The sequence below is a fragment of the Paenibacillus sp. 01T442 genome (genome assembly GCF_056398345.1).
The window spans coordinates 137,598-148,952 of record NZ_JBFTPF010000007.1 but is presented as its reverse complement, the minus strand read 5'-3'; the positions used below and the strand labels follow the sequence as shown (position 1 = coordinate 148,952).

The following is an 11,355-nucleotide window of genomic DNA, read 5'->3' as shown; positions in this document are numbered from 1 at the left end:
GTATGATTCATTGTGAGAATTTAGTTAAAATTTATAAGGCAGCAGATCTTGAAGTTGTTGCGCTGCAAGGCCTTGACCTTCATATTCAAGAAGGGGAGTTGATGGCCATTATCGGCAATAGCGGCAGTGGGAAATCAACGCTGCTCAACATGCTGGGAGGGCTGGATCGACCTTCGGCTGGCAATCTGAGTGTGGATGGGAAAGATTTATTGAAGTTTAAAGAGTCCGATTTGGTCAAATATAAGCGCGAAACTGTTGGCTTCGTATGGCAAAATAATGCCCGTAACCTGATTCCCTATTTGACGGCATTGGAGAATGTAGAATTGCCCATTCTGCTGCAGGGGCGACGCAAACGCTATCGTGCGCTGGATTTATTGGATGCTGTAGGCTTGAGCCATCGTAGAAATAACAAACTTAATGAGCTGTCTGGTGGTGAGCAGCAACGCGTCGCGATCGCGATTGCACTGGCCAATCAGCCTAGGCTTTTGCTGGCGGACGAACCGACCGGATCTGTCGATACGAAGATGGCGAATCAGATCCTTGATCTGTTTCGAGAGCTGAATCGCAACTTCGGTCTGACCGTCGTGATCGTTACGCACGATCCTCATCTGGCGAAGAAGGTAGACCGTGTCGTTGCGATTCGTGATGGCAAAACTTCCTCTGAGATACTTCGACGCAAATCGTATCAGGAAGAATTGCTGGAGCTGGAGCAGGGGATTATTTCGTCGGAAGAAGATTCCCATGTTGAATATGCAGTCGTCGACAAAGCGGGCAGATTGCAAATTCCGGCCAATTATCTGGAATCCATTGGTGCTGCGGGGACGAATAAAATGCGTGTAGAAATGGAAAATGGACGCATTATACTACTCCCTCAGGACAAAACGTGAGGAAAAGCCCGTAATCGAAATTCGTTTCGATTGCGGGCTTTTCCCTATTGGAAATTCTTGTGTTGACTTTAGGTAGATTATTCCTTTAAACTTATATCATACTATTTTAGTAGGAATTATTATAGTATTATTTCTTTGGTGGATCCCACATTGAATCACTCATTATCCTAGGAGGCATGTTCATGTCAAATTCGGAACGTAAACATTTACCAGAAACACTAGCGATTCACGCAGGTCAAAAGGTTGACCCCACGACTAATTCACGAGCGGTTCCTATCTATCAAACGACGTCCTATGTGTTCAACGACACCGAGCATGCTGCGAATTTATTTGCACTGAAGGAATTTGGCAATATCTATACACGGATTATGAATCCAACGACAGATGTATTTGAACAACGTATTGCTGCACTAGAAGGTGCACCTGCCGCGCTTGCGGTGGCGTCCGGTCAAGCAGCCATCACATTTTCGATTCTGAACATTGCTGAAGTTGGTGATGAAATCGTATCTGCTTCGGCTTTATATGGCKGGACTTATAATTTATTTGCCAATACATTGCCTAAATTAGGGATTAAAGTGAAGTTCGTTGATGCTAGTAATCCTGATAATTTCCGAGCTGCGATTACGGAGAAAACGAAAGCCATCTATGCCGAATCCATTGGCAATCCCAAAGGGGATGTCTTGGACATTGAAGCTGTAGCGGCGATTGCACATGAAAATGGTATTCCGCTTATCGTAGATAATACGTTCCCAAGTCCGTACCTGCTTAGACCGATTGAGCATGGCGCCGATATTGTGGTGCACTCTGCGACCAAGTTTATCGGAGGTCACGGTACGACGATCGGTGGGGTTATTGTTGACGGAGGGAAGTTCGATTGGGCAGCAAGCGGCAAATTCCCAGGTTTGACGACACCAGACCCGAGTTATAATGGTGTTGTATATACGGAAGCGGTCGGTCCGATTGCCTATATTATCAAGGCACGCGTGCAATTATTACGAGATTTGGGAGCATCCCTATCCCCGAATAGTTCATTCTTATTATTACAAGGCTTAGAAACGCTGCATCTTCGTCTTGAGCGTCACAGCTCCAATGCGTTGAAGGTAGCTCAATATTTAGAAGCACATGAGTCCGTGGAGTGGGTAAGCTATGCTGGTTTAGAAAGCMACCCGTCGTATTCACTGGCTAAGAAATACTTACCGAAGGGTCAAGGCGCAATATTKAGCTTTGGTATTAAAGGCGGCATCGAAGCGGGCAAAAAGCTGATACATGCTGTAGAGCTATTCTCTCATTTGGCCAATGTGGGAGATTCCAAATCCTTAATTATTCATCCTGCAAGCACGACACATTCGCAATTAAATGAGCAGGAACAAGCATCAGCTGGTGTATCTCCTGGACTTATTCGTCTATCCGTTGGAACAGAAGCGATTGAAGATATTATTTATGATTTGGAACAAGCGATCAATGCTAGTCAAAAGTAAACTTGAAACGTTAACCCGTTCCGCATAAAATATGAGAAGGCTGCGATTTAGGAGCTCAACCTAAATGCAGCCTTTTTAAGTTGAATGAATGATCGTCAGGTATGAAACTTTTTTAATTAAATAGCTGTCTATTACTTTGAAAAGCATATAGAACTTCTAGGAGGCATGAAGACAAGAAATGAAAGGGAAATGGAAAGACAACATGGTTAACAAAACGAAAACTAAAATGAACATATCGATCGCCATCCTAATGGCATTAACTATTGTGGCAGGTTGCGGCAATAAAAGTGATGTCATATCTACGGTTTCGCCTTTGCCAACAACAATAACAGGTGGTGCAACGACAGAACCAACGGTTTCACCAAGTGTTGGAGCGACACCGACGACAACACCGACGGCTTCGTCAACGGTTGCAGCTACTGCTACTGCGAAACCATCGTCTAGTCCAGCGGCTTCACCCGCGGCAAGTCATACACCACCTAAGAATGGCGCGGTTCAGGTAATTGCTAAACCGGAAAGTATTACAGCTCTGGTCAATAAGCAGAACGCGTTGCCTTCCAGCTATGAGCCGACAGATCTTGTCTATCCGAACATTGCATTTACATTTAGCGAAAAAATTGATAAGCGGAAAATGCGCCAAGTCGCAGCAACTGCTATAGAGAAGCTATTCGCTGGAGCGGCAAAAGATGGTGTTCCGTTAGCAGGTGTTTCTGCGTACCGTTCGTATGCCACACAGAAAGCCCTATTTGATAGTTACGTCAAAAAGGATGGCGAAGAAAAAGCCAAAACCTACAGCGCGGTACCTGGAACTAGTGAGCATGAAACAGGGCTTGCCATCGATGTTACCGGCAGCAATGGGAAATGTGCAGCTGCGGATTGCTTTGGTGGAACGAAAGAAGCAATTTGGTTAGAGAAGCACGCGGGTGAGTATGGTTTTATTATCCGCTACCCACAGGGAAAAGCAGCAATTACAGGCTATCAATATGAGCCATGGCATTTGCGATATGTGGGAGCAGACATTGCAAATGAAATCCAGTCGAAGAACTTGACGATGGAAGAATATTACCATACCGTTCCAGTTTCGAAATAAATGTAGGCTCAAAACCCCACCTGGACTTTTGTAGTCCAAGTGGGGTTTTGGCTTTGGTTTTACCATCCTCGTTGATAAGGTCCTGGTGGAGCAAGCTCGACACGTAAGTCACGGGCGGCTGATCTTGCCCAGTAAGGATCTCGTAACAGCACTCTACCTAGAAAAATAAGATCGGCACGGTGATTCTGAAGAATCTCTTCCGCTTGCTGTGGTTCCGTGATAAGCCCGACGGCACCAACAGGAATCTCAGCTTTGGTACGAATTTCTTCGGCGAAAGGCACTTGGTAGCCTGGGAAAAAGTGCGGAACGATCGGTGCATTGCCGCCGGAGCTGACATCAATCAGATGGACGCCAAGTTCTTTGAGTTGAGTCGCGAAATAGACATGATCCTGCGGTGTAAGTCCGCCTTCTACATACTCATGGGCCGAGATACGGACAAATAGGGGACCATCCCACCGGGTTTGAATAGCCTGAACCGTTTCACGCAAGAAGCGGAATCGTCCCTCTTGATCACCACCGTACACATCTTGACGATGATTCGAATAGGGGGATAGGAATTCATTAATGAGATAGCCATGCGCCGCATGTATTTCAATAACGTCAAAACCCGCTTGCTTGGCACGATCAGCTGCATCAGCGAATGCTTTGATCGTATCCTGAATGTCCGTGAGTGTTGCTTCCTCAGGTGTTTTGAACGTATCTGAGAAAGKGATGGCAGATGGGGCTATAATGGCCGTATCCAGGACGGCTTTTCTGCCTGCGTGGGCGAGCTGAATGCCTGCATGAGAGCCATGATGATGGATGGACGTGACAACACGCTTTAAGCCATCAATATGAGCGTCCTCCCAGATTCCTAAATCCCGCGTTGAAATCCGTCCTTGTGCAGTGACTGCTGTAGCTTCAAATATAAGTAGTCCCACTTGGCCAACGGCCCGTGAGGCGTAATGAATATGATGCCAATCCTTGATTTCACCGGATTCATCCGATGCATACATACACATAGGTGACATGACGATACGGTTCTTCAAGGTTATGCCGGCAATGGTGTAGGGTGTAAATAACATGCATAATCAACTCCTTACAAGGATAGAAATAATTATTTAATTGTATACTATTCCAGTTGGAATTATCAACTTTAAGTTTCTGACCACATAAGAATTTATTGGTTTCCGGTACATGGAAAAACAAATTCTTATTGGCGATAAAAACAACCTTTGAAACGCGGTCGCTCATCCTTGAAGGACTTCGATAGAAGTTTTTTTCATTAAAAAAGCTTGACGTACTAGACATTCTATCCTAATCTTCGTGTAAGATAATAAAACTATGTATGTCGTAATTTTGCACCTTCATCTGTCACGAATTCGAAATTTATCCGCTTTCATGCCCRTGATACAATGAACCCAAGTCACTTATTTGGAGGTCATTTAGGATGAAAGTAGCAATGTTGAGTTTCTGGCATGTACATGCAAAGGATTATGCGAAACAGGTAAACGAGCACCCGGATACAGAGATCGTTGCGATTTGGGACGAGATTGCAGAAAGAGGACAGCAAGAAGCTGAAACACGAGGTGTGGCCTTCTACGCAAGCCTTGAAGAGTTACTGGCCAATCCAGAAATCGAAGCCGTTGTTGTAGATACGCCAACCAACCTTCACCGAGATGTCATCATCGCTGCTGCACGGGCAGGTAAACATATTTTTACAGAGAAAGTCATTGCTCCTACGCTACACGAAGTGAACGAGATCCTCGCAGCAGTTGAGGAAGCAGGCGTGACCTTAACGGTCTCCTTACCGCGTTTGAATTCACCATCAACACTCGCTATTCAAGATATCGTTGCTAAAGAGTTATTAGGTCAAATCACGCTTGTGCGTACACGACTCTCTCATAATGGCGGAATTTCGACTACAGCGAATCCGAATGGCTGGCTTCCGCAGCATTTCTATAATGCCGAGCAATGTGGTGGCGGAGCACTCATCGATCTTGGCTGTCATCCGATGTATCTCAATCGTCTATTGCTAGGTCTACCAGTCGCTGTAAGCGCTTCTTATGGCTATGTGACGGGAAGAGAAGTTGAAGATAATGCCGTATCATTGCTCCAATATGAGAATGGTGCGTTGGGTATCGTTGAAGCAGGCTTTGTGAATGCTTTCTCGCCTTTCGTTATTGAAGTACATGGCACGGCAGGCAGCGTACTATACTCAGAGCAAGATGGCCGTGTCATGCTGCGCACGAACAAGCTGGAAGAAGCGACTGGACAATGGGTGGCTTACGAATCTATACCGGAGGCAAAGCCAACAGCGTTTGATCAATGGGTAGCACATATTCAAAATGGTACCAAAGCCACCGAAAATATCGGATTGGCTGTAGACTTAACGAAGCTAATGGAAGCTTCCAATCTATCCGTGGCTAGCAAAAGCCAAGTTCGATTGGATTCTCTGGCAAACTAATCCTCACCATCTGGAAAGGAAGCGGTGTTTCCCCTATGAGTCAACCCTTTTACTTCGAACCTATGCTAGAAAATCCGATGGCGTTAGATCGTCTGGAATTAAGCTTCCGTTGGGGAGCTTACGGAATTCGAGTATTGCGTTGTCATCTGACTTCCTTTCCAGCTGGAGCCATCGTAAATTATCATCAACATTCCGAATACGAGATTCACTATATCCCTTGCGGCAAAGGAAGAGTAATTCTAGATGGGATTACCCATCCACTCCATGAAGGACTGCTCTACGTCACGGCACCTGGTGTCATTCATCGGCAAGAAGCGGATGAGCATGAAGCGATGGGCGAACTATGTCTCCACGTGGATATTGTGAAACTATCGGTTCAGGAAGAAGCAGGAACCTCCGCGATGTCCTCCTCTGGTTGGGGAGAGGAATGGGAGATGGCAGAAGCTGAAGCGTGCATCGGACAGCTTAGTGAGCTGCCCCATACGCCTGCAGTGGATCGCCATGAAGCGATGAAATGCTTCCTTGTCGCTTATGAAGCTTGGCGGAACAACCAGTTAGGTCAGTACACCGTTATTAAACAGTCCATCATCCAGATGCTGTTAAGAACCGTTAGTGCATATAAACCGGAACAGCAGGGCGTTAATCTGCCAGCCCGTGATATGAAGAACTATCGCTATCAGATGGCGGTTCAATTCATTACGGACAACTTCCGTCGTCCTCTGACCTTGGAGGGGGTGGCTGAACGTGTGCAGATTAGTTCTAGACAGCTTCAACGGATTTTCAAGGAGAAAGCTAATGTTTCCTTTAGCGAATACTTGGAGCAAATTCGTCTTAAATTCGTATGCAGCGAGCTACAGCAAACCACGCTGACGCTTGAGAAAATTGCCGAGCGCAGCGGCTTCACGTCCAGCAATTACTTGCACTACGTGTTCAAGAAGGCGCACGGCACAACGCCTAATGCCTACCGCGAGAATACAATGCTTCAACACGCGAGCACGATGTAAACCCCAAACAGAGCTGTCCGTAAAGTAGAGAATCTACTTCTGGACAGCTCTGTTTGGTAATTTAGTCATTCACTCCTGCACATTAGCAATCTAGTACATCCAGTACCTCATTCTCAACGACCCTCTAGCTACTCCAACCACCTCAAAACAGCAGTTAGTACATCAGCAAATAAGCACCCAGCAGCTCAATCACGTTGAACCCCTAGCTACTCCAACCACCACACAAATCAGCCTCCGCAACCCACCAATTAGCCGCCGCACGCTAGCACCCTACTAACTGGAAAACATACAGCTATTTCATGCCAATTTCGCACTTTCAGCCGAATAACTGGAAAAACTCCAGCTATTTTCAGGCTTTCTCCGCAAAAGAAGCAGATAGCCGGAATTTAACTGGAGTTTTTCCATCTAAACTTAGATTTAAGCTGAAGTTGATGAATTTAACTGGAGTTTTTCCATTTAAACTTCATCCCAACAAGATCTATTCGAAAAGTTTACGCAGGTTTTCGCCATAAGGTGCCTGAACGATACCTTTTTCCGTGATAATCGCGGTTACATACTCGTTTGGCGTCACATCAAACGCCGGATTGAACACTTTCACACCAACAGGTGCTGTGCGTTTGCCAAATCCTTGCGTGATCTCGTCCTCATGGCGCTCCTCGATCGGAATATCGCCGCCAGTCGGCGTGTTCAAGTCGATCGTCGACAATGGACTAGCCACATAGAACGGGATGCCATGCGCCTTCGCCAGCACAGCTACGCTGTAGGTGCCGATTTTGTTGGCTACATCGCCGTTCGCCGCAACACGGTCCGTTCCGACGATGACCGCTTGAATCCAGCCCTTCGCCATGACTGCGCCGGCCATGTTGTCACAGATCAGCGTGACGTCTACGCCTGCCTGCTGCAGTTCAAAAGCCGTGAGCCGCGCGCCTTGCAGCACGGGGCGTGTTTCATCGGCGAACACTTTGATGTTCAGCCCTTGCTCCTTCGCCAAGTAGAACGGCGCTAGCGCCGTGCCGTACTTGGCGGTAGCTAAACCGCCGGCGTTGCAGTGCGTCAGCACGCCGAACCCATCCTCGAACAGCGTGAGCGCATGTTCGCCAATACGGCGGTTAGTGTCTTCGTCCTCCGCCTGAATCACTTGCGCTTCTGTCAGAAGCGCAGCCTTGAACGCATCCGGGCTCACGCCCTCGGATGCCAAAGCTCTCGCTCTCGCACGCATGCGATCGAGCGCCCAGAACAAGTTCACCGCTGTCGGACGTGACGTCGCCAGGTAATCCGCTTGCTTCTGGACTTCTTCCAGAAGCCCATCAACCGCAGCATCCACGCCGCGGATGCCGAGATATACCCCATACGCGGCGGCGATCCCAATCGCAGGTGCGCCGCGAACCTTCAAGTGCCGAATCGCTTCCCACACCTCAATCGGTGTCTCCAGCGGCAAATAAACAATCTCCTCTGGCAGCAGTCGTTGATCCAACAAATCCAGCTGCTGGCCATTCCAGCGCAAGGATTGCAAAGCACCTTGCACTTCATCTTTTACATCATTCGTAGTCGTCATAGTACAAAACCTCTTTCTGCTGCTCGTGTTGCGATTGCTATTAGTTCATCAATCGTCGTTACCTGACGGTTAGCTCGAATGCTGGCCGTGCCGATCGTTAACGCGATACGCTGAGCGCGTTCTCTTGCAGCAGCATCTTCGATTTTATCGATATCGGCGACGTGGGCAAGACCCACTACGCGGCGGACCATTTTGGCTCCTGCGAATCCGACCGTATCACGCAGCAAGTTTATCATGTAATAATCTTGAAAACCCGGAGCGGTAAATACGCGGTCAACGCCGTGCTCATTCCATAGGGCGCGGAAGTTTTCTTCAAAGTGCGTCCACACGTCCTTAATGGTTTGTGTTAAATAAGCACGGAAAGCGGAACGGCTTTCTTCATCCTTACTCCAACCTTCTTGCGCAGCAAAGTTAAGCAAAAGATTGGCGAGAACGGCTCCGATATCGAAGCCCATAGGGCCATAATAAGCGAATTCAGGGTCAATCACTTTCGTAGAATCGGGTTTGATGAAAATGCTCCCTGTATGCAAATCGCCATGAAGCAGGGCTTGCGCATCAGTTAAAAATTTGTTGCGCAGAATCGCAACTTCGAAGTGAAGCTCATTATCTGCCCAAAGTTGTTCCGCTGCATCACGGATAGCTGCTTCAAAATTGTTTGTTTCCGCATCACGGTATGGATCATCGAAGATCAAATCTTCCGTGATTTTGCAAAGTTCAGGGTTGATGAAGCGTCCAAGTTGAATCTTTTTCTCTTGTTGATTTTTGCCTAAATCTGAAGTGAAGAATAACGTATTAGCTAGAAAGCGCCCAATATGTTCAGCAAAAAGCGGGTATTGGTTACCTTCAATCAACCCTCTGCGCATAATCACGTGATCACTCAAGTCTTCCATCACAGTTAGCGCTAGGTCTGCATCATAGGCGTACACATGGGGGACTAGGTCTGGCACGAGCCCTTCTTCAATGATCAATGCTTCGCTTTCAATACGCGCACGATCGAGCGTCAGCGGCCAGGATTCCCCTACAACTTTGGCGTAAGGTAGAGCTTGTTTCAAAATAATACTTTTTCCTGTAGCAGCTTCTGTTATACGAAATACGAGGTTTAAATTCCCATCCCCGATTTCTTGGCTGACTAGATCAGAACCTGGTTGAAATAATTGCGGAATACGGCGTGCGTATTCGATGGCTTGCACTTCCGATAACGGATGATAAGTGGACATGGATGAACCTCCTAAATGTTTTCGTCAGAAAACTGACTTCGTAAGCGTCCTCTAAAGTGATTGGAATTAATTCCAACTAATTTACTGAGTATTAATTGTCTTTACCTAGTATAAGACAAATTGTTTCCGCATGAAATACACTTTTCAGAAATGTCGTTTATTTTACATAAAATCCGCGTGATTAACGTAAATTAGCGTGTACAAGGACGATTTTAGGCAAAAAGAAGGAGGATTTAAATGACGAGCGCAACATTAGTTTCAACGCAATCCATTCAAACTGTTCTTAATAAGCAAATTTCTAACTGGAATTTACTGTTCGTTAAGCTTCATAATTTTCATTGGTATGTAAAAGGGAATCAATTTTTTACGCTTCATGTAAAATTTGAAGAACTCTACAATGAAGCTGCGCTGCATGTGGATGAGTTGGCTGAACGATTACTGGCGATTGGCGGTCAACCTGCCGCTACGATGAAAGCCTACTTAGAGATTTCTTCGCTAAAGGAAGCATCCGGAACAGAAACTGCTACGAAAATGGTTGAAGCGATTATAGAAGATTTCACGATCCTTACGCAAGAGTTGAAGGCKGGCATGCAGATTTGTGAGGAAGCGAGTGACGATACCACATCAGATATGCTTTTGGCGATCCAAACTTCTTTGGAAAAGCATCGCTGGATGCTGCAATCATTCCTKGGATGAGAAATTTACACAATCTTTAATTTGAACAAACATTCACGATATGAAACTCCATTATCCTAGAGACAGACGATTTCAAAGGATGTGAAATGGATGAAAATTCTGAATGTCATATTCGCCATTGCTGTGTGCACGATTTTCCTACTCCTTGCGTATCAGGCAGATGTTCCCGACAGCACCCATGATCCGAATCCAATGAAACATAATCTAGATCAGTTTACCCGAATGCAGGTTACGTATGAAAAGGATGTAAAGAAATAAAGGAATGGCCGATTATTAGGGCTGTTCCTTTTTATTTTTCCTGAAAAATGTCAATCTTCATTTGTTTTGCTTACAAAGTTTATTTATAATAGATAGATTAATGAGGAGAACGAGGGGTTGGCGAGATGGGGAATGGGAAAGCATTGAAGGAGTGGGCCTCTGCGGTAAAAGCGTTAGAAGCAGGCTCGCAAATTTTTATTATGAGAAAAGGAGGTATTGTTGAAGAAACAAGAGATTTCCAGGTAGAATCGAATGATTTCTTTCTCTATCCAACATATGAGCATCAGAGAAAAGAACTGCTGAAAGAGCGGTATCGCGGGATTATCGATGAAACGTTGGTCAACTGGAGCGCGCAGGATACACACGTAACAATCAATTCATTTGCCCGAATGGTGGAAGATATCGAAGTCAGCGACCAAGAAAAGCTGAATCAGCTATTCCCTTTTCATATTTGGACAGAAAATTTCACAGAAGAGCGATTGAAGTGGAAACGTAAAAACCCGCTGCATATAATGATTTTAAGGGTCTATACGTTGAACCAACCGATCCAAATTGAGATCGAACAGGCCTATATTGGCTGCAAATCATGGATACAACTGCAGGCATTGGTCCCGGATGATTCCGAAATGACCCCTGTGTTGAATGAGGAAGAATTTACCGCGCAAGTTGCTGAAATAAAACGTACTTTGGCGTAAAATTCACGTAGCATTTCACAAAAAGCTCG

11 protein-coding genes are annotated in these 11,355 nt (G+C 46.0%); 8 read left to right on the top strand and 3 right to left on the bottom strand.

Annotation, left to right across the window (positions count from 1 at the left end; genetic code table 11):
• Positions 1-2: 2 nt before the first annotated feature.
• The 3 genes from AC1DLM_RS09220 to AC1DLM_RS09210 all read left to right on the top strand — a co-directional run bounded on the left by AC1DLM_RS09220 (position 3) and on the right by AC1DLM_RS09210 (position 3,455).
• Positions 3-887: an ABC transporter ATP-binding protein gene (locus tag AC1DLM_RS09220; RefSeq protein ID WP_441989869.1), complete on the top strand. Its 885-nt coding sequence runs from the start codon at positions 3-5 to the stop codon at positions 885-887.
• 182 nt (positions 888-1,069) lie between these two features.
• Positions 1,070-2,365, top strand: a complete 1,296-nt coding sequence (locus AC1DLM_RS09215; RefSeq protein ID WP_477569794.1) for a homocysteine synthase — start codon at positions 1,070-1,072, stop codon at positions 2,363-2,365.
• Between the two features lie 178 nt (positions 2,366-2,543).
• Positions 2,544-3,455, top strand: a complete 912-nt coding sequence (locus AC1DLM_RS09210; protein ID WP_441989867.1) for a M15 family metallopeptidase — start codon at positions 2,544-2,546, stop codon at positions 3,453-3,455.
• A 59-nt stretch (positions 3,456-3,514) separates the two neighbouring features.
• Here AC1DLM_RS09210 and namA read toward each other — a convergent pair whose 3' ends face one another.
• The gene (namA, locus tag AC1DLM_RS09205) at positions 3,515-4,519 is read right to left on the bottom strand and encodes an NADPH dehydrogenase NamA (RefSeq protein WP_477569793.1); all 1,005 of its coding nucleotides are present in this window, start codon (positions 4,517-4,519) and stop codon (positions 3,515-3,517) included.
• 365 nt (positions 4,520-4,884) lie between these two features.
• Here namA and AC1DLM_RS09200 point away from each other — a divergent pair, with 365 nt between their 5' ends.
• Both AC1DLM_RS09200 and AC1DLM_RS09195 read left to right on the top strand, forming a co-directional pair.
• Positions 4,885-5,901 (top strand): Gfo/Idh/MocA family protein, encoded by a 1,017-nt coding sequence (locus AC1DLM_RS09200; protein ID WP_477569792.1) that lies wholly within the window; start codon positions 4,885-4,887, stop codon positions 5,899-5,901.
• A gap of 35 nt (positions 5,902-5,936) precedes the next feature.
• The gene (locus AC1DLM_RS09195) at positions 5,937-6,905 is read left to right on the top strand and encodes a cupin domain-containing protein (RefSeq protein ID WP_477569791.1); all 969 of its coding nucleotides are present in this window, start codon (positions 5,937-5,939) and stop codon (positions 6,903-6,905) included.
• Between the two features lie 478 nt (positions 6,906-7,383).
• Here the strand turns inward: AC1DLM_RS09195 and mtnA are convergent, their stop codons facing one another.
• Both mtnA and mtnK read right to left on the bottom strand, forming a co-directional pair.
• Positions 7,384-8,460, bottom strand: coding sequence for an S-methyl-5-thioribose-1-phosphate isomerase (mtnA, locus tag AC1DLM_RS09190; protein ID WP_477569790.1), 1,077 nt, complete (start codon positions 8,458-8,460; stop codon positions 7,384-7,386).
• Positions 8,457-9,677, bottom strand: coding sequence for an S-methyl-5-thioribose kinase (gene mtnK, locus AC1DLM_RS09185; protein ID WP_477569789.1), 1,221 nt, complete (start codon positions 9,675-9,677; stop codon positions 8,457-8,459). The genes mtnA and mtnK overlap by 4 nt, the downstream gene beginning before the upstream one ends.
• Positions 9,678-9,914: 237 nt before the next feature.
• On the opposite strand from mtnK, the gene AC1DLM_RS09180 reads away from it, so the two are divergent.
• The 3 genes from AC1DLM_RS09180 to AC1DLM_RS09170 all read left to right on the top strand — a co-directional run bounded on the left by AC1DLM_RS09180 (position 9,915) and on the right by AC1DLM_RS09170 (position 11,326).
• Positions 9,915-10,373 carry a Dps family protein gene (locus tag AC1DLM_RS09180; RefSeq protein ID WP_441989861.1) on the top strand — a complete coding sequence of 153 codons (459 nt, stop codon included), beginning with the start codon at positions 9,915-9,917 and terminating at the stop codon, positions 10,371-10,373.
• Between the two features lie 90 nt (positions 10,374-10,463).
• Positions 10,464-10,631 carry a hypothetical protein gene (locus AC1DLM_RS09175; protein ID WP_477569788.1) on the top strand — a complete coding sequence of 56 codons (168 nt, stop codon included), beginning with the start codon at positions 10,464-10,466 and terminating at the stop codon, positions 10,629-10,631.
• A 125-nt stretch (positions 10,632-10,756) separates the two neighbouring features.
• On the top strand, positions 10,757-11,326 hold the full coding sequence (locus AC1DLM_RS09170) for a DUF1802 family protein (RefSeq protein ID WP_477569787.1): 570 nt from the start codon (positions 10,757-10,759) through the stop codon (positions 11,324-11,326).
• The last annotated feature ends 29 nt before the right edge of the window (positions 11,327-11,355 follow it).

What these genes read in the sequence shown, in the direction of transcription:
- AC1DLM_RS09200 (WP_477569792.1), top strand. Translation starts at nt 4,885, where the DNA reads ATGAAAGTAGCAATGTTGAGTTTCTGGCATGTACATGCAAAGGATTAT.
- AC1DLM_RS09170 (WP_477569787.1), top strand. Translation starts at nt 10,757, where the DNA reads ATGGGGAATGGGAAAGCATTGAAGGAGTGGGCCTCTGCGGTAAAAGCG.
- AC1DLM_RS09210 (WP_441989867.1), top strand. Translation starts at nt 2,544, where the DNA reads ATGAAAGGGAAATGGAAAGACAACATGGTTAACAAAACGAAAACTAAA.
- mtnK (WP_477569789.1), bottom strand. Translation starts at nt 9,677, where the DNA reads ATGTCCACTTATCATCCGTTATCGGAAGTGCAAGCCATCGAATACGCA.
- AC1DLM_RS09220 (WP_441989869.1), top strand. Translation starts at nt 3, where the DNA reads ATGATTCATTGTGAGAATTTAGTTAAAATTTATAAGGCAGCAGATCTT.
- AC1DLM_RS09195 (WP_477569791.1), top strand. Translation starts at nt 5,937, where the DNA reads ATGAGTCAACCCTTTTACTTCGAACCTATGCTAGAAAATCCGATGGCG.
- AC1DLM_RS09175 (WP_477569788.1), top strand. Translation starts at nt 10,464, where the DNA reads ATGAAAATTCTGAATGTCATATTCGCCATTGCTGTGTGCACGATTTTC.
- mtnA (WP_477569790.1), bottom strand. Translation starts at nt 8,460, where the DNA reads ATGACGACTACGAATGATGTAAAAGATGAAGTGCAAGGTGCTTTGCAA.